Source organism: Actinophytocola sp. KF-1, assembly GCF_054661535.1.
In genome coordinates, this window is the sequence record NZ_BAAFVK010000010.1 from 214,316 (window position 1) to 232,147 (window position 17,832).

Annotated in this window: 14 protein-coding genes; 8 read left to right on the forward strand and 6 right to left on the reverse strand. The window is 70.3% G+C overall.

Annotated features, from left to right (window positions below; translation table 11 throughout):
• The first annotated feature begins 44 nt into the window (after positions 1-44).
• Positions 45-929, forward strand: coding sequence for a LysR family transcriptional regulator (locus tag ACYQ77_RS29160; RefSeq protein ID WP_459716783.1), 885 nt, complete (start codon positions 45-47; stop codon positions 927-929).
• 19 nt (positions 930-948) lie between these two features.
• Here ACYQ77_RS29160 and ACYQ77_RS29165 read toward each other — a convergent pair whose 3' ends face one another.
• The 4 genes from ACYQ77_RS29165 to ACYQ77_RS29180 form a co-directional block, all read right to left on the reverse strand.
• Positions 949-1,914, reverse strand: a complete 966-nt coding sequence (locus ACYQ77_RS29165) for a YeiH family protein (protein WP_459716785.1) — start codon at positions 1,912-1,914, stop codon at positions 949-951.
• Between the two features lie 78 nt (positions 1,915-1,992).
• Entirely contained in the window at positions 1,993-2,769 is a 777-nt protein-coding gene (locus ACYQ77_RS29170) for an ABC transporter permease (protein WP_459716787.1), read from the reverse strand.
• Entirely contained in the window at positions 2,766-3,740 is a 975-nt protein-coding gene (locus ACYQ77_RS29175; protein ID WP_459716788.1) for an ABC transporter ATP-binding protein, read from the reverse strand. The genes ACYQ77_RS29170 and ACYQ77_RS29175 overlap by 4 nt, the downstream gene beginning before the upstream one ends.
• A 210-nt stretch (positions 3,741-3,950) precedes the next feature.
• Complete coding sequence (locus ACYQ77_RS29180) at positions 3,951-4,625, reverse strand: PadR family transcriptional regulator (RefSeq protein ID WP_459716790.1); 675 nt, start codon at positions 4,623-4,625, stop codon at positions 3,951-3,953.
• A gap of 52 nt (positions 4,626-4,677) precedes the next feature.
• Between ACYQ77_RS29180 and ACYQ77_RS29185 the strand changes: the two genes are divergently transcribed.
• Complete coding sequence (locus tag ACYQ77_RS29185; RefSeq protein ID WP_459716792.1) at positions 4,678-5,373, forward strand: histidine phosphatase family protein; 696 nt, start codon at positions 4,678-4,680, stop codon at positions 5,371-5,373.
• Between the two features lie 782 nt (positions 5,374-6,155).
• On the opposite strand, the gene ACYQ77_RS29190 is transcribed toward ACYQ77_RS29185, so the two are convergent.
• Positions 6,156-7,088: a LamG-like jellyroll fold domain-containing protein gene (locus ACYQ77_RS29190; protein ID WP_459716793.1), complete on the reverse strand. Its 933-nt coding sequence runs from the start codon at positions 7,086-7,088 to the stop codon at positions 6,156-6,158.
• Positions 7,085-9,145 carry a PQQ-dependent sugar dehydrogenase gene (locus ACYQ77_RS29195; RefSeq protein WP_459716795.1) on the reverse strand — a complete coding sequence of 687 codons (2,061 nt, stop codon included), beginning with the start codon at positions 9,143-9,145 and terminating at the stop codon, positions 7,085-7,087. Before ACYQ77_RS29195 ends, ACYQ77_RS29190 begins: the two co-directional genes overlap by 4 nt.
• Before the next feature lie 176 nt (positions 9,146-9,321).
• Here ACYQ77_RS29195 and ACYQ77_RS29200 point away from each other — a divergent pair, with 176 nt between their 5' ends.
• The 6 genes from ACYQ77_RS29200 to ACYQ77_RS29225 all read left to right on the forward strand — a co-directional run bounded on the left by ACYQ77_RS29200 (position 9,322) and on the right by ACYQ77_RS29225 (position 17,832).
• On the forward strand, positions 9,322-10,104 hold the full coding sequence (locus ACYQ77_RS29200; protein WP_459716796.1) for a DeoR/GlpR family DNA-binding transcription regulator: 783 nt from the start codon (positions 9,322-9,324) through the stop codon (positions 10,102-10,104).
• A 675-nt stretch (positions 10,105-10,779) separates the two neighbouring features.
• Positions 10,780-11,859 carry an ABC transporter substrate-binding protein gene (locus ACYQ77_RS29205; protein WP_459716797.1) on the forward strand — a complete coding sequence of 360 codons (1,080 nt, stop codon included), beginning with the start codon at positions 10,780-10,782 and terminating at the stop codon, positions 11,857-11,859.
• The gene (locus ACYQ77_RS29210; RefSeq protein ID WP_459716799.1) at positions 11,859-13,382 is read left to right on the forward strand and encodes a sugar ABC transporter ATP-binding protein; all 1,524 of its coding nucleotides are present in this window, start codon (positions 11,859-11,861) and stop codon (positions 13,380-13,382) included. Before ACYQ77_RS29205 ends, ACYQ77_RS29210 begins: the two co-directional genes overlap by 1 nt.
• Positions 13,372-14,346: an ABC transporter permease gene (locus ACYQ77_RS29215; protein WP_459716801.1), complete on the forward strand. Its 975-nt coding sequence runs from the start codon at positions 13,372-13,374 to the stop codon at positions 14,344-14,346. The genes ACYQ77_RS29210 and ACYQ77_RS29215 overlap by 11 nt, the downstream gene beginning before the upstream one ends.
• A complete protein-coding gene (locus tag ACYQ77_RS29220; protein WP_459716802.1) occupies positions 14,343-15,344 on the forward strand; it encodes an ABC transporter permease in 1,002 nt (333 codons plus the stop codon). Before ACYQ77_RS29215 ends, ACYQ77_RS29220 begins: the two co-directional genes overlap by 4 nt.
• A 10-nt stretch (positions 15,345-15,354) precedes the next feature.
• Positions 15,355-17,832: a LamG-like jellyroll fold domain-containing protein gene (locus ACYQ77_RS29225; RefSeq protein ID WP_459716804.1), complete on the forward strand. Its 2,478-nt coding sequence runs from the start codon at positions 15,355-15,357 to the stop codon at positions 17,830-17,832.

Here is a 17,832-nt window from a genome sequence, read left to right on the forward strand (position 1 = left end):
CGAGGAAATGCTGCCACTACGCACAAGCCCCCATACTCTCTTCGGTGAGCGACGAACCTGATCTCGCGTCGCTGCGCCTGTTGGTGCAGGTGGCGGAGCTGGGCAGTGTGGGGAAGGCGGCGCGGGCGGTCGGGATCGCCCAGCCGTCGGCCACCAAGCGGCTCGCCGCGCTCGAGCGCCGGGCCCGCCTGCCGCTGTTGGTGCGCACCCCGCAGGGCTCGGCGCTGACCGACGACGGCAAGCTCGTGGTGGCGTGGGCGACGAAGCTCCTGGCGGCGGCCGAGGAGTTCCGGACGAGCCTGTCCGCGCTGCGCGCCGACCGCGCGGCGACGCTGCGGATCGCGGCGAGCATGACGATCGCGGAGGCGCTGCTCCCCCGGTGGCTGTCCGACCTGCGCGGCCAGGAACCGTCGGTCCATGTCGGACTGACGGTGACGAACTCCGCGGAGGTTGCCCGGCTGGTGCTGAAAGCGGCGAACGTGGACCTGGGCTTCGTGGAGGGGCCCGGTGTGCTGGACGGCCTGGCGAGCCGGGTGGTGGGCACGGACGAGCTGATCGTGGTGGTCACGCCCGCCCACCCGTGGGCCAGGCGGCGCCGCCCGCTGACCGCGCCGGAGCTGGCGGCGACCCCGCTGGTGGTGCGGGAGGCGGGCTCGGGGACGCGGGAGACGCTCGACCGCGTGCTGGCCCGCCACGACCCGGTGACCCCGCAGCTGGCGCTGGGCTCGAACGCGGCGGTGAAGGGCGCGGCGGTCGCCGGCATCGCACCGGCGGTGCTGAGCAGGCACGCGGTGGAGGCGGAGCTGACGGCGGGCACGCTGGTGCCGATCCCGGTGGCGGACCTGAGGCTCGAACGCCGGCTGCGCGCGGTGTGGCCGAAGGGGCAGCGCTTGTCGGGCCCGGCGGCGACGTTGTTGCAGGTGATCTAGCGCTGCGGGGGTGACCGCACTAGACCAGCAGCACGCCGATGGTCGTGAGCGTCAGCAGCAGCGCGCTGCCCGCGCCGGCGACGGCGAGCGACGGCCCGCCGGTCCGCACGACGGCACGCAGGTCGACCGCGGCGCCGAGGGCGAACATGCCCGCCCCCAGCAGCAGGTTCGTGACCACAGTGGACACCTCGACCACCGCGGCGGGCACCACGCCGAGCGCCCGGACCACCACGAGCGCGACGAACCCGGTGACGAACCACGGCACGAGCGGCGGCCGGGCCGCGGGGGCCGCGACACCGCCCCCGCGCACGGGCACCCGCTTGCGCACCCCCAGGCCGATCACCAGCGGCGCCAGCAGCACCACCCGCGCCAGCTTGATCACCACCGCGACCTGCAGCACCACCCCGCCCGCGGCGCCGCCGATCGCGACCACCTGACCCACCTCGTGCACGCTCGCGCCGGTCACCACCCCGAAGTCCTGGCCGGACAGCCCGAGGCACGACGCCACCAGCGGCAGGACCCCGATGGCCGCCGTGCCGAGGACGGTGACGGCGGTGATCGCGGCGGCGATGTCCTCCTCGTCCCCCTCCGCCACGGTGTTCACCGCCGCGACGGCGGACGCGCCGCAGATCGACACGCCGGTCGCCAGCAGCAGCGACCGCGCATCCCCGAGCCGTCGCCCGAGCCGCCGGGTGACCGCGAAGGTGACCGCGACCGAGCCGAGCACGACGGCGAGCACCGCGGGTCCGAACCGGACGACGTGCGCGACCGCGAGCTGCAACCCCAGCGACATCACGCCGGCCCGCAGCAGCCACGTCTGCGCGAACCGCAGCCCCGGCCGGAACTCCGCGCGGTCACCGGCGAACGACCGCCAGGCCACGCCGAGCAGGATGCCGACGATCAACGCACTGGCGGCCGGCACGAGCGAGCCGGCCACCCGGCCGACGACGGTCGCGACGGCCACGAGCACGAGTCCGGGGAGCACACCACGAGCATGGGGCGATGTCCCGCGGGCGGCTAGCCACCATCGGGACATCACCTCATAGCCAGCGGCTATGACCGGTCATAGCGACTTCTGATAGGCCCGGAACGCGCGGGTGGCGATGAACCCGGTCACCACGGCGACCACGAACAACCCGGCGAGCCGCGGCAGCACCGCACCCCAGTCCGGGTCGGCGGACAGCGCCTCGCGGGACGCGACCACCGTCCAGTCGACCGGGTTGTACGACGACACCGTCTGGATCCACTCCGGCGCCGCCTCCCGCGCCATCATCGCCGAGGACAGGAACGACAGCGGCAGCGTCAGCATCGTGGAGAACCCGATCAGCGACTCGGACGTCCGCACGATCAGCGCCATCCCGTTGGACAGGCAGGAGAACGCGGCCGCGAGCAGCACCGACGCGAGGAACATCACCAGCACGCCGAGCACACCACCGGGGAACGAGGCGCCGAGCGCGAGCCCGACCAGCACCACGATGATCCCCTGCACGACGATCGTGACCGCCTGGTTGAGCACGGACGCGAGCATCATCGCGCCGCGGCTGACCGGGGAGGCCAGCATGCGGTCCATGACCCCGCGCTCCATGTCGTCGATGAACGCCATGCCCGCCCAGCCGCTGGTGAACAGGACGGTCATGACGACCACACCGGGCGTGAGGAAGTCGATGTAGGACCCGGTCGCGAAGCCGGGCAGCTCCGTGATCCGCTTGAACAGCTGGCCGAACAGCAGCAGCCAGATCATCGGCTGGATCAGCATGATCACCACGAACGCCGGCTGGCGCAGCGTGGCCATGAGCAGCCGTCCGGTGAGGAAACCGGTGTGGGGCGCGAGCGTCGTCATGCCACCGCCACCTCCTCGGCGGCCGCGAACGTGCGACCGGTGTGGCGCAGGTAGACGTCGTCGAGCGCGGGCCGGGCCACGGTCACCGCGGCCACCGAGACCGCCGCCCGCTCCAGCTCGGCCAGCACCGACGGCACGGCGGACGCGCCGTGGTCGACGCGGGCGCGGATGGTCCGGCCGGACACGGTGACCTCGCGCGCCATCGCCTCGATGGCCGTGCGGGCGGTCTCGACCGGCGCGTCCGGGGCCAGCTCGACCACCACGGCGTCGCCGCGCAGCTCGCTCTTCAGCTCCTCGGGGCTCCCCTGCGCGACCAGCCTGCCGCGGTCCACGATCACCAGGTGGTCGGCGAGGTGGTCGGCCTCCTCCAGGTAGTGGGTCGTGAGCAGGATCGTCAGCCGCTCCTGCCTGGCGAGCCGGGCGATCTCCGCCCACATCTCGCTGCGGGCCTGCGGGTCGAGCCCGGTGGTCGGCTCGTCGAGGAACAGCACGGACGGCCGGTGCACGAGCCCCATGGCGACGTCGAGCTTGCGCTGCATGCCCCCGGAGTACGCCTTGACCAGGCGTTTCGCGGCGGCGGTCAGGTCGAACAGCTCGAGCAGCTCGTCGACCCGCTCCTTGGCGGCGCGCCCGCGCATGCCGTGGATGTGCGCCGCGAGCAGCAGGTTCTCGCGGCCGGTCGCCTGCCGGTCGGTGCCCGACCCCTGCGTGACCACGCCGATCGCGCGCCGCACGTCGGTGGGCCGGGCGAGCACGTCGACCCCGGCGACGGTCGCGGACCCGCTGGTCGGCGTGGACAGCGTGGTCAGGATCTTGATGGTGGTCGACTTGCCCGCGCCGTTCGGCCCGAGCAGGCCGAACACGGTTCCCTCTGGCACGGAGAAGCTGAGCCCGTCGAGGGCCGTGACCTCCCCGTAGGACTTGACGAGGTCGACGGCCTCGATGGCCGGCGCCCCGGTGGAATGCCGCATCGGACGATTCCCCTCCTGGTCGGTGTCGACCAGGCACGTCCGCGCGCACGGCTATTCTGGAGGTGCAGCCTGGTGCCGTGCCTTCGCGGGGACGAGCCTGGGTTTCTGGTCACTGGCCGGGTGTTGCCGCACCCGGCCAGTGCTGTATTCGGATTCCGTATATCCGAAGTCGAGTATGGTCGCGACGTCACAGTGACGTCAATAGTGGTGTCACAGCTGCTTCCAGTTGACGTCAATCTCCGGCTGTTCGGCCACCGCGGCGTCCCAGTCGGCCTCGCTCGGGACCCCGTCGGCGAGCTCGTGCGCCCGCCGCCACGCCCGGACCTCGGGCAGGTCCTCCTTGGCCAGGCGGTCGATCGTGGCCTGCACGAAGTCGCGCTCCGCCCGCCGCAGCGTCTGCACGTAGTCGACCTCGATCGTCCACAGGTAGGGCATCCCGTGGTCCACCATGGCCGCCATGACCCCGTCGTTGGAGGCGATCTCCGCGTCCAGCCGGGTGCGGCGGACCTCCAGCAGCCGGATCACCACGTCCGGGGACAGCACCGGCATCAACGACAGCGCCGCCTCGAACTGCAGGTACTCCTTCACCGGCACCGCGAGCAGCTCCGACAGCCAGTCGACCAGCTCGATCCGGCCGGGATCGGTGATCGCGTAGACGGTGCGCTCGGGGCGCCTGCCCTCGCGGACGGTCTCCTGGACGTCGATCAGCTTGTGCCGCACCAGCGAATCGACGACCGAGTACAGCGAGCCGTAGTTGAGCTTGATGCTCTGTTCCTTGGCCCGTTCCCGCAGCGTGCTCGACATCTCGTACGGGTGCATCGGCTTCTCCGCGAGGAGCGCGAGCACCGCGAGCGCGAGCGGGTTGGCGACCTTCCGCTTGCCCATGTGGATACCTTAGCTCAAATACTCGACTTCGAGTATTCGGTTGAATGGGCCCGTGAGCAACTCAGAGGAGTACCGCCAGTTCCGCTTCACCCTCCCGGCGGGTGCGACCGAGATCCTGCTGGTCAGGCACGGTGAATCCCAGCCGGCCCGCGAGGACCGCCCGTTCCCCGAGGTCGACGGCCAGGGCGACCCGCCGCTCGCCGAGATCGGCGAGGAGCAGGCCGAGCTGGTCGCGAAGCGCCTCGAACACGAGACGCTCGACGGCATCTACGTGACCACCCTGCGCCGCACCCACCAGACCGCGGAGCCGCTGGCCAAGCGGCTGGGCATCACGCCGGTGGTCGAGCCGGGCATGCGGGAGGTCAACCTCGGCGAGTGGGAGGGCGGGCTGTTCCGGATCCGCGTCGCGCAGCAGGACCCGGTCGCGCAGGAGATGTTCGCCAAGGAGCGCTGGGACGTCATCCCCGGCGCCGAGTCGACGGAGGCCTTCGCCGCGCGCATCCGCGCGGCGCTGACCCGCATCGCGGCGGCGCACACGAACCGGCGGGTCGCGGTGTTCACCCACGGCGGCACCATCGGCCAGGTCGTCTCGATGGCCACGGGCGCGCGCCCGTTCGCCTTCATCGACGCCGACAACGCGTCGATCACGCAGCTCGTGGTGTGGGGCGAGCGGTGGCTGATCCGGCGGTTCAACGACACCGCCCACCTGGACCCGCGCTTCACCGTGCGGACCGAGCCACTGACGTAGCGTCGTACCGGCGGCCCGACGACCTGGCAGCTCGACGCTCCGACAAGCTGGAGCTGCCGTGCGGAGAATGCCCCCGCGCCCGGGGAATCCCCAGGTGCGGGGGCATTTTCACGGGCGGAGTTATACGCATTTTTCCGAAAGTTACACAGCTCCCCTGATCAGGTGGTCATCGCCTTTTCCCCGGTCTGCAACTTGCACCTGGAGATCGTTTCCGGGCACAGTGACGCCACACGAGCCCGGTCCCCGCTCCCAGCCTTCCCGTGGACCGGGCACATCGGCGGGTGGCACGTCGTCGAGCGGTCCTCCCCGTTGCGCTCCGGCGTGCCGCCCGCCTCCGGAAACCCTTGGGGGGAGAGTGAGTGCCGAGCACGACCGGCTCCTGGCCGCGGTGGCCCCACTGCGCGCCGCCGGCTGGGTTTTCGTACCCACCACACTCGCCGCACCGACGAGAACAAGAACGGTGGACGCGCTTTTCGGCCTGCACACCCACGGCGACCTGGAAGACAACATCCAAACGTGGGAACAATGGGCAATAGCATCCCGCACAAGAAAATCCCCCACCCACGAAACACCTCTATGGCACAGCTCAGGCCCCCTGGAAAAAATAATCCAAGAACTGCTGTCCCTCCCCTGAAACCCCGCGAGTCACGCTCTCAAACAGCGCGAGTCACGCTCGCAGGCATAGCGAGTTGCCGGTTTCGTGCAGATGGGGTGTGCACGAAACCGACAACTCAGTGTGCCTGCGAGCGCGACTCGCGGTGTTCGGGCGGGGGACTCGCGGGTCAGTGGCGGCGGGACTGCAGGGCTATCTCCTTCGGGGTTGCCACCTTGTCCAGGAAGATCAGTTCGTCCATGCGGCAGTTGCACGGGTTCCGTTCGACGGTGTTCTGCGGGAAGCTGCCGCCGATCTTGATGCCGCGCGGGTCGGTCGCCGTCGTGACGTCCGGTTCCGGGTCGCCCGCCAGCAGCCACGGGTCGCCGGTGACCGTGTAGAAGCCGTCGAGCGCGCCGCCGTTGCGGTACAACGCCATCACACCGGTGTCGTAGTCGAACGTCGCCGCCAGGTGCACCCACTCGCCCGGCGGCAGCACCTCCTGCCACGGCGCCGACGCCGCGAACGTCTGCGACGCGCCGCCGTCGAGCCGCCGGCCCAGCGCGACCACCTTCAGCTCGCCGCCCACGTTGATGACCTCGAGCAGCGCACGCACCGCGTGCCCGTCGGAGTCACCGGTGAGCACACCGGCCAGCCCGATCGCGTTGTAGTGGTCGGCCGGGTCCGGGGTCACGGTGTTCGGGCTCGGGTTGACGCCGGTCGTCTTGAACCAGCCCATCACGGTGATCTGGCGGGCCGCGTTGAACGCACGCAGCGACGGCACCCCGGTCGGCGAGTACACGCCGGCCTTCCAGTCGTCGTTGCTCGCGACGTCCGAGTTCTGCCCCGTCTGCAACGCGTGCCGGAACCCGTCCCGCACCCGGGGCGCACCGTTGACCAGCCACAGGTCCGTGCCCGACCGGCCCTGGTCCCGCTCGACCGCGCCACCCTGTCCCGGGTGCTCGAAGTCGTAGTAGGCCACCAGGTTCCGCGCGAGCGACGGCACCACGCCCGGGCGGTGGCCCGCCCCCGCCGAGGTGGCGGAGGCGGGCGCCGTGCCGGACAGCGTGGCGGCGACCGCCACGCACGACAGCCCGATCAGCAGCCTCCGCACGACGATCACGCCGCCGAGCCGGTGACGCGGAAGTCCCGCGCCCGGCCGATGTTGTCGAACGACCCGAACCCGGTCCGGCCCGAGCCGAAGGTGTGGTCGACGGCCGTCATGAGCAGCTTCCCGTCCACGCGGACGGCGATCTCACCGGTGTCCGCGCAGTGGGTGACGCGCACGTCGTGCCACGCCGTGTCGGTCACCGCGGGCGGCGCCCCGCGCGACATGACCTCGCTCCACTGGTCGTCGATCCGCAGCCGGTCGGCGTTGTTCACCACGAAGATCCCGTTGTGCGGGTAGATCGTGTTGTCGGTCGACAGGTGCGCGTAGTAGAACTCCGTGTCCGAGCGGTACCCGAACACGATGATCACGTCGCGGTTCGTCACCTCGACGGGCGTGTCCAGCCGGACCTTGGCGTCGACGCGCACGTTGCCGAACGCCGGGCCCTTGTCCAGCACGGCGTACTCGAACGGCCTGCGCGGACCGGGACGGGACTCGCCTGCCTCGGCGAGGATCACGTCGTCGCCGCGGAACCGCCACTTGGCGGGCGTCACCGGCGACCACGAGCCCGCGCCGCCGGCACCGGTGACCCTGGTGTGCCCGGCCGCGCAGCTCGCGAACCGCTGTGTGCCGGTCACCTTGTAGACCTTGCCGTCGGCCTTGGCCACCAGGTACAGCTCACCGCGCCGGTCCTGCCCGAACCGCAGGTCGACGCGGGCGTGGCCGACCAGCTGCTGGAAGTCGGTCCGCTGCCCGTTCGCGTAGACCTGGAACTGGTGGATCCGCGCCATCGGCCCGCCGCGGCGCATCTCGCTCGCCTCGGTGTAGAAGATCCGGCCGTCGACGAGGTCGGTGAACACGTACTTGCCGCGCAGCTCGGGAATGCCGCCGCGGTAGACGAAGCCACCGCTGATCGCGTGCCCCGAGTCGGAGCACAGCGGGTGCCCCGGCGGCGGGTTGTGGTCGAACGCGGCGACCGGGTAGGTGTAGCCGTACTGCTCGTCGTCGGCGGGCAGCGGGTACACCGAGCACTGCGGGTCGTTGCGCTTGTAGAGGAACGGCCCTTCGCGGTCGCTCCAGCCGTAGTTGTCGCCCGCCCTGACCTCGTACACGGCCTCCACGCGGTGCTCACCGATGTGGCCGAGGTACATCCGGCCGGTCGCCGCGTCCCAGCTGAAGCGGTGCGGGTCGCGCATGCCGCGTGCGTAGATCTCCTGCAGCACACCGGCCTGGCCCGCGTACGGGTTGTCGCGCGGGATGCCGAACCGGCCGCCGGTGCCGTTCGTGCCCGCGGGGTCGATCCGCAGGATCTTGCCGTACGGGTTGGTCAGCTCGAGCGGTTCGGTCGTCGTGGCGCCCAGGCCGCCGTCGCCGGAGGCGATGTACAGGACGCCGTAGTCGCGGCTGCCCGGCCGCGCGTACGGGTTGAAGTCGATCTGCTGGATGGCGTGGACCTGCCGGGCCTCCGCGATGCGCATGATCTCGCGGTGGGTGCCGGAGAACGTGTCGGCCGACGGGTCGGTCGCGGTCCACTCGGTGATGATCGAGTGCAGGAACGGCGTCGCGCTGTGCGACGGCCAGGTCGTCGGTTTGCTGAACGCGGCGCCGTTCTCGGTGTGCACCGTGTAGAACTTGCCGTTGCGCCTGAAGTCCGGGTGGAAGGTGATGAACCCGGAGCCGCTGCCGAGGCCGCGGCCGGAGAAGAAGTCCGGGAACCGCGCCTTGATGTCGAGGTAGACGTGCTGGGTGCCGTGGTCGAGCAGGTACATGGTGCCGTTGAGGTCCGGCACGTACAGCCGGCCGGAGCCGTCCGGCACCTCGCCGAGGAAGTTGATCCGGTTGTAGCGGATGAGACGCGGGTCCGGCGGCGGGTCCGGCGGCGGGGGCGTCAGCTGGGACTGGGGCAGCTGCGCGAACTCCGCGACCGTGAGCCCGAGGCTCGAGGGGACGGGATCCGGCAGGGGGTCTTGGATGGGTTCGTCGGCCTGTGCCGCCGCGACCGGTGGCACCGCAAGGCCGGCCGCGACCACCGCACCGGCGATCGCTACCAGCCACCGTCTGGGTTTCGACATGTCCGCCCACTTCCCTGTGGGTTCGAGTGGTCAGGAAAGCGCTTTCCGGCAAGCGCTTTCCTGACCCTACAGACGGCCTCCGCCCGCACGCAAGACTCGGTAGCCGCACGACCCCGATCGGTCATTTTCGGACAGGTTCGATCAGTCCCCGGCCGGTTTCGGGTTAGATTCGTCCCGTGTTCGCCGCCGAACGTCGCCAGCGCATCCTCGACCTAGTCCGGTCAAGCGGGGCCATCTCCCTGCGCGAACTGGCACGGCAGGTCGAGACGTCGGAAGTCACGGTGCGCAGGGACCTGCGTGCCCTGGCAGCACAGGGCCTGCTCGACCGCCACCACGGCGGCGCCGCGCTACCGGGCGGCCTGTCCCACGAGCCGACGTACTCGGAAAAGGCGTTGGTGGCAGCGGACGCGAAGGCCGCGATCGCCGCCATGGCAGCGGAACTGGTGAGCGACGGCGACGCGATCGTCGTCGGCGCCGGCACGACGACACAGGCGTTCGCTGCCCGCCTGACCCGGCACACCGAGCTGACGGTGGTGACCAACTCCCTGCTGGTGGCAACGGGCCTGGCGGGCGCGCGCGGCGTGGACGTGGTGGTGACAGGCGGTTCGCTGCGGGGTTCCATCCACGCGCTCGTCGGCGGCACGACGGAACAGGCACTGGCGACGGTGCAGGGCACGAGGGCGTTCATCTCCGGCAACGGCCTGACGGCAGCGCGCGGCCTGTCGACCCCGAACCTGACGGTGGCAGGCGTGGACCGAGCGTTGGCAGCGGCCGCGGACGAGGTGGTCGTACTGGCGGACCACACGAAGATCGGCACGGAGGCGCTGCTGCAAACGGTGGCCCCGGAGGACATCCAGCACGTGGTCACGGACGACGCGTCGGACCCAGCGGAACTGGACGCGCTACGCGAGCTGGGCATCACGGTCCACGTGGCAGCAACAGCAGTGAACGCCTCATAGCCAGGCGACCGGATGCGCTGAAAGACGCCGTCGAGCCTCGCGCGAAAGGCGCGACCACCACGCAAGAAGCCAGGCGCGAAGCGCCCGGCCCGCGAAGCGGGAGAAGCCCCCAGAACCCCCTGAGGGGTGCCTGCCATCCCGTCGACCTGGCGAAGCCCGATCACACCGTGTCAAGGGGGCCCGAAACCCAACGCACCACGCACCCAAGCCGCCGGGCCCCCTTGACGCGGTGTGATAGCCCTCCGGGAGGTCGACGGGATGGCAGGCAGACCCACCGACACCAGTCCCTGCCAAACCAACCCCGTGCCAGACCCCCGCCATCCCGGAGACCAGCCCGTCCGGCGAGGACCCCCCGGAGGGAAAAACCCAGGCAAGCCACACCACCAAACCCGGGAACACAAACCGCCACAACGGCACTGACCAGCGAAAACCGAAAGAAAACCGCAGCCCCAGTACATACGGGCAGCCCCCACCACTCCCGGGGGCACCCCGCTGTCCAGCCTACCGGTGACCACCGACAGAGGGACGAAAGTCGATCTTGCCTGTGGACAAATGTTCAGGCTGTGGACAAAGTGCGCGGCTTTGCGAAGTCTTGACAGATAAGTTTCGATTGTGACTGAATTTGACCGGCTAGGTCGCCGAGGGCGCGACCTCTGATCGGCCAGGAGAGTGCCAATGGCGGCATCCCGTTCCCTTCGCCCTGTTCGTCTCGCCGGCATCGCCGCGTTGGCCGCGGCTCTCACGCTGGCCGGCTGCACCAAGTCGGAGGACTCCGGCGGTGGCAGCACCCAAGGCACGGGCGGCGCCCAGGTCGCGCAGGAAGACGACAGCGGCCCCACCTGCACGCTCGAGCAGTACGGCGGCGAGAAGCTCGCCCTCAAGAACGCGATCGTCGGGTTCTCCCAGTCGGAGAAGGAAGCCAACCCGTTCCGGATCGCGGAGACGCAGTCGATCAAGGACGAGGCGCAGAAGCTGGGCATCAAGCAGCTGCTGACCACCAACGCGAACTCGCAGCTGTCGAAGCAGATCTCCGACATCCAGGACATGATCAACAAGGGTGCGCAGGCCCTGATCGTGGCGCCGCTGAACTCCGACGGGCTCGAGCCCGCGCTGCAGGCGGCCCGCGACAAGAACATCCCCGTGCTCACCATCGACCGCAAGGTCAACTCGGAGCCCTGCAAGGACTACGTCGCGTTCCTCGGCTCCAACTTCGTCGAGCAGGGCAAGCGCGCGGCCCAGGAGATGGCGAAGGCCATGGGCAACAAGGGCAAGGTCGCGATCCTGCTGGGCAGCTCCGGCAACAACGTGACCACCGACCGCACCAACGGGTTCGTCGACGAGTTGAAGAAGATCGCGCCGGACATCGAGATCGCCGCGCAGCAGACCGGTGACTTCGCCCGCGACAAGGGCCAGCAGGTCATGGAGCAGCTCATCCAGGCGCAGCCCGACCTGACCGGCGTGTACGCGGAGAACGACGAGATGGCACTGGGCGCGCTGGTGGCGCTGAAGTCCGCGGGCAAGACGCCCGGCACCGACATCCACGTCGTCTCGATCGACGGCACCCGCAACGCCGTGCAGAAGATCGTCGACGGTGAGATGTACGCGGTCGTCGAGTCCAACCCGCGCTTCGGCCCGCTGGCCTTCGAGACCCTGCAGAAGTTCCTCAACGGCGAGGCCGTGTCCCAGAACGTCGTCATCAGCGACAAGCTGTACGGCAAGGACAACGCCGCCGCCGAGGTCTCGAACGCGTACTGATGACGGCCGTACTGTCCGCGACCGGAGTCGGCAAGCGGTTCCCCGGCGTCGTCGCGCTGTCCGAGGTCGACCTCGACCTGGCGCCCGGCGAGGTGCACGCGCTGGTCGGCGAGAACGGCGCCGGGAAGTCGACGCTGATCAAGGTGCTGACCGGCGTCCACACCCCCGACGGCGGCACGCTGACCTACCGGGGCGAGCCGGTCTCCTTCGGCTCGCCCATGGCGGCGCAGGACGCCGGCATCGCGACCGTGTACCAGGAGGTCAACCTGGTGCCGTTGCAGTCGGTCGCGAGCAACCTGTTCCTCGGGCGCGAACCCAGGACCCGGTTCGGGCTCGTGGACTTCCGCGCCATGCGGCACCAGGCGCGGGAGTTGCTGTCCTCCTACGGCATCGACGTGGACGTCGAACGTCCACTGAGGACACTCGGGATGGGCGTGCAGCAGATGGTGGCCGTCGCGCGGGCGGCGGCCACCGAGGCGCGGGTCGTGATCCTCGACGAGCCGACCTCCTCGCTCGAACCCCGTGAGGTCGACACGCTCTTCGGCATCGTCGAGGCGCTCAAGGCCGACGGGGTCGCGGTGCTGTACGTGAGCCACCGCCTCGACGAGCTGTACCGGATCTGCGACCGGGTCACCGTCCTGCGCGACGGCCGTGTCGTCCACACCGGGCCGATGGCCGACCTGCCACGCCTGCGGCTGGTCGCGCTCATGCTCGGCCGCGACCTCGAGGAGGTCCGGCGCGAGGGCGCGACGAAGTTCGAGGGCGAGCACACCGCGGCCGACACCGGTCCCGTGCTCGCCGCGACCGGACTGACCGCCAAGCACCGGCTCGACGGCGTGGACGTCACCGTCCGGCCCGGCGAGATCGTGGGGCTCGGCGGGCTGCTCGGCGCGGGCCGCAGCGAGACCGCGATGGCCATCGCCGGTGCGCTGCCGCTCGACGCGGGCGAGGTCACGGTGGCAGGCAAGCGTTTGCGCACCGGTTCGGTCGCCGCCGCCATGCGTGCCGGGGTCGTGATGCTGCCCGAGGACCGCAAGGCCGACGGCATCCTGCCCGACCTGTCGGTGCGCGAGAACATCGTGCTGGCCGCGCTCCCCCGCCTGTCGCGCACCGGCGTCGTGTCCCGCAAGCGGCAGGACGCGATCGTGGACACGTTCATGAAACGCCTGCGCATCAAGGCGTCCAGCCCGGACCAGCGGGTCGGCGACCTGTCCGGCGGCAACCAGCAGAAGGTGCTGCTGGCCCGCCTGTTGTGCACGGAACCGAAGGTGCTGCTGCTCGACGAACCCACGCGCGGCATCGACGTCGGCGCGAAGGCCGAGGTGCAGGGCCTGGTCGACGAACTGGCCGCCGAGGGGCTCGGCGTCGTGCTGATCTCCTCGGAGTTCGACGAGGTGATCGAGGGTTCGGACTCGATCGTCGTGTTGCGGGAGGGCCGCGTGGTCACCAAACTGCACGGCGCGGACGTCAACGAGGCCGCGCTGCTGTCCGCGCTCGCGGAGGAGCCCGCCGATGACGACTGAGACGACGGACGTGCGGGCACCGGCGAAGAAGAAGGACACCAGGGCCTGGTTGCGGGACAACGGCGTCTACGTCGCGATCGCCGTGCTCGTGGTCTACAACCTCGTCTTCACCGAGAACTTCGCGACCGTCGCGAACCTGAACACCCAGCTGGTGCAGGTCGCGCCGGTGCTGATCGTGGCGCTGGGCATGGCGCTGGTGATCGGCACCGAGGGCGTCGACCTGTCGGTCGGCTCGGTGATGGCGATCGCGGCCGCGATCCTGCCGCTGTACCTGGGGTACGGCCTCCTGCCCGCGATCGGGCTCGCCCTGGTGGCGGGCGCGTTGTGCGGGATGGCGAACGGGACGCTCGTCGCGGTCGTCGGGATCCAGCCGATCGTCGCCACACTCGCGCTGCTGGTCGGCGGGCGCGGGCTCGCGCTGGTGTTCGCCGACGGGCAGCTCAAGGACATCCGCAACCCCGAGCTGCTGGAACTGGGTGGCGGCAAGGCACTCGGCATCCCGTACATCGTGCTGATCGCGGCCGTGCTGGCGGTGCTGGTGTGGCTGCTCGTCCGCTACACCACGTTCGGCCGCCAGCTCGTCGCGATCGGCGGCAACCGGTCGGCGAGCCTGCTGGCGGGCCTGCCGGTGCGGCGCGTGCTGATGCTGACGTACGTCATCTCCGGCGTGCTCGCCGCCGTCGCGGGGGTGCTCGCGACCGCGCGGCTCACCGCCTCCGACCCGTCGGCGATCGGCAACCTGTTCGAGCTGTCCGCGATCACCGCGGTCGTGGTCGGCGGCACGCCGCTGTCCGGCGGGCGGGTGCGGATCCTCGGCACGGTCGCGGGCGCGGTGCTGATGCAGCTGATCACCGCGACGCTCATCAAGCACGACCTGCCCGACTCGACCGCGCAGATCGTGCAGGCCGCGATCATCGTCGTGGCGGTCTACCTGCAGCGCTCCCGATCAGGTGGTGGATCATGACGACCACTGAGGCACCGGCCGCCGAGTCCGTCGCGACCAACCGGACGACCCGGCGGGAACGCGTCGCGGGGCTCGTGCAGCGCCGCGGGTCGATCGTCGTGCTGGCGCTCGTGGTGGTGATCGCGTCGTTCTCGTTCGACTCGTTCGCCACCGTCGGCAACGCGCAGAACATCGCGATCCAGAGTTCGTTTCTCGCGATCGTCGCCCTGGGCATGACGTTCGTCATCATCTCCGGTGGCATCGACCTGTCCGTCGGCTCGGTGTACGCGCTCGGCGGCGTGCTCGCCGCGTACGGCATCCAGTGGGGCAGCCTCGTCGGGCTGCTGCTGCCGCTCGTGGTGTGCGGCGCGATCGGCCTGCTCAACGGCTGGCTCGTGGCGTACGGGCGGCTCGCGCCGTTCATCGTCACCCTCGCCACGCTGCTCGGCGCGCGCGGCCTGCTGCTCGCGATCACCGACGAGGGCTCGGAAACCCGCCTGATGCCGCGCGAGGACTGGCTGACGAAGGTCGGTCAGGGCACGTTCCTCGGCCTCGGCATCCCGGTGTGGATCACGATCGTGCTGTTCGCGATCGGCATGCTCGTGCTGCAGCGCACCCGGTTCGGGCACGCCACGTTCGCGATCGGCGGCAGCCGCGAGGCGGCCACGCTCATGGGCCTCCCGGTCGCCCGCAACACGATGCTGCTGTACCTGGGCAGCGGGCTGTGCGCGGGCCTCGCAGGCGCGCTGGCCGCCGCGTACTCCGCGTCCGGCGTCACGATCGTCGGCGAGGGCCTCGAACTCGACGCGATCGCGGCGGTCGTCATCGGCGGCACGCTGCTGACCGGCGGCGCGGGCACCGTCGCGGGCACGCTCGCCGGCGTCCTCCTGTTGCGCGTGATCCAGAACGTCATCAACCAGATCGGCACCCTTTCCTCCCACTACCAGTCGGTGGTGAGCGGCGCGTTCCTGGCCGTCGTCGTCGCCGTACAGGCATATCTGTCCCGCGCGTCAAGATAAGGAGGCATCCGTGTCCCGAAGAGCGCTCGCCATCGTGGCGGCGTCCTTGGTCGCGGTGGCGCTGGCACCAGCGCTGCCCGCGGTCGCGGACCCCGTGTGGCAGCCCGGCACCCCGCCCCTCACGACCCCCTGGACCCACCTGGTGGGCCCGGACAACGCCCTGCCCGAGTACCCCCGGCCCCAGCTGACCCGCCCCGAGTGGAAGAACCTCAACGGTGTCTGGGAGTTCGCGGGCGCCGCCGAGGGTGAGGCGCCGCCGATCGGCGAGTCGCTCGGCGAACGCATCCTCGTGCCCTACCCCGTGGAGTCGGCGCTGTCCGGCATCCAGCGCACCGAGGAACGCATGTGGTACCGCCGCACGTTCGACGTGCCGTCGCGCTGGCGCGGGCAGCGGCTGATCCTGAACTTCGGCGCGGTCGACTACGACACGCGGGTGTGGGTGAACGGCAAGCAGGTCACCACGCACCGCGGTGGCTACGACTCGTTCTCGGTCGACATCACCGCCGCGCTGAAGTCGCGTGGCAGCCAGGAGATCGTCGTCGGCGTCGAGGACCTCACCGACAAGACGTGGCAGCCGATCGGCAAGCAGCGGCAGGTGCCCGACCGCGGCATCTTCTACACCGGCAGCTCCGGCATCTGGCAGACGGTGTGGCTGGAACCCGTACGGTCCCGGCACGTCACCAAGCTCGACATGACGCCCCGCCTTGCCGACAGCAGCCTGCGGCTCACCACCCGCTCGAACATCGAGGGCACGGTCGAGGCCGTCGCCTACGACAAGGGCCGGATCGTCGGCCGGGTCCGCGGGCCCGCCAACGAGGAGCTCAGGGTGCCGGTGCCCAACGCGAAGCTGTGGTCGCCGGACTCGCCGTTCCTCTACGACCTCAAGGTGACCCTGTACGACGGCCGCACCAAGGTCGACGAGGTCGGCTCGTACTTCGGCATGCGGGAGATCGGCACCAAGCCCGGCGCCGACGGCAAGCTGCGCATGACGCTCAACGGCAAGATCCTGTTCCACATGTCCACGCTGGACCAGGGTTTCTGGCCGGACGGCATCCACACCGCGCCCACCGACGCGGCCCTGCGGTTCGACCTCGAGCAGCACAAGGTGCTCGGCTTCAACACGGTCCGCAAGCACATCAAGGTGGAACCCGACCGCTGGTACTACCACGCCGACAAGCTCGGTCTGCTGGTGTGGCAGGACATGCCGTCGATGCGGACCGTCGACGAGGAGGCGCCGCCCGCCGCGCGCACCCAGTTCGAACGCGAGCTGCACACGATGGTGGAACAGCACAAGAGCTGGACCTCGATCGTGGTGTGGGTGCCGTTCAACGAGGGCTGGGGCGAGTGGTCCAAGGAGGACACCGGCCGCATCGCCGACGACGTGAAGGCGCAGGACCCGAGCCGTCTCGTCAACGCGCACAGCGGCGTGAACTGCTGTGCCTCCCACGGTGACTCCGGCCGCGGCGACATGATCGACCACCACGCGTACGTGGGCCCGGCGACCCCGTCGCCGGACGGGCGGCGCGTGTCGGCCGACGGCGAGCACGGCGGGTTCGGCCTCGAGGTCGACGGCCACATGTGGTTCGGCGAGGGCCACGCGTACGAGATGGCGCCCGACTCCGCGACGTTGACCCGCCGGTACGTGGAGAACCAGCAGGACGTCATCACGTCGGCCCAGCGGTGCGGCATCTCCGGCGCGATCTACACGCAGATCACCGACGTCGAGCACGAGGTCAACGGCTTCTTCACCTACGACCGCCAGGTGGAGAAGATGGACTTCGCGCAGGTCAGGGCCATCAACGAGAAGATCATCCGGGAGGCCGACGGGTCCGGCGATGGCGCGGAGCCGCCACCGCCCGGCACGCCGGGCGCGGACGGGATCGCGTACTACCCGTTCAGTGAGGGCACCGGGACCACCACGTCCGACGAGGTCGGTTCCCATGACGCGACGCTCGTCAACGGTCCTACGTGGACAGCGGGCAAGAACGGCAACGGCCTGCAGTTCAACGGCGGCAACACCTACGTGGACACCGGCGCGTCGCTGGTGAACACCGCCATCGGCAACTACTCGGTGGCCGCGTGGGTGAAGCTCGACAGCCTCGGCGGGTTCGCCACCGCGGTCAGCCAGGACGGCGACACCAACAGCGCCTACTTCCTGCAGTACTCGGGGCAGGACAACCGGTTCGCGTTCAGCTTCGTCGGCGTCCGCGCGCTCGCGCCCGCGCCGCCGAACACCGGGCAGTGGTACCACCTGGTGGGGGTGCGGGACGTGACCACCGGCTCGCTGAAGCTGTACGTGGACGGCCGGCTCGCGGGCTCGGCGTCCGCGTGCGTCGGCTCGGCAGGCCCCGGCAACACCGTGATCGGGCGTGCCAAGTACGGCGGCAACCAGGTCGACTTCTGGCGTGGCGGCATCGACCAGGTGCACGTCTACGACCGGGCGCTGACCGACGCCGAGGTCACCCAGCTGTACACCTCCGGAAGGTAG

Bases quoted from the DNA above. Each gene is read 5' to 3' on its own strand.
- ACYQ77_RS29170 (WP_459716787.1), bottom strand. From the start codon at position 2,769: ATGACGACGCTCGCGCCCCACACCGGTTTCCTCACCGGACGGCTGCTC.
- ACYQ77_RS29175 (WP_459716788.1), bottom strand. From the start codon at position 3,740: ATGCGGCATTCCACCGGGGCGCCGGCCATCGAGGCCGTCGACCTCGTC.
- ACYQ77_RS29180 (WP_459716790.1), bottom strand. From the start codon at position 4,625: ATGGGCAAGCGGAAGGTCGCCAACCCGCTCGCGCTCGCGGTGCTCGCG.
- ACYQ77_RS29195 (WP_459716795.1), bottom strand. From the start codon at position 9,145: ATGTCGAAACCCAGACGGTGGCTGGTAGCGATCGCCGGTGCGGTGGTC.
- ACYQ77_RS29205 (WP_459716797.1), top strand. From the start codon at position 10,780: ATGGCGGCATCCCGTTCCCTTCGCCCTGTTCGTCTCGCCGGCATCGCC.
- ACYQ77_RS29210 (WP_459716799.1), top strand. From the start codon at position 11,859: ATGACGGCCGTACTGTCCGCGACCGGAGTCGGCAAGCGGTTCCCCGGC.
- ACYQ77_RS29215 (WP_459716801.1), top strand. From the start codon at position 13,372: ATGACGACTGAGACGACGGACGTGCGGGCACCGGCGAAGAAGAAGGAC.
- ACYQ77_RS29220 (WP_459716802.1), top strand. From the start codon at position 14,343: ATGACGACCACTGAGGCACCGGCCGCCGAGTCCGTCGCGACCAACCGG.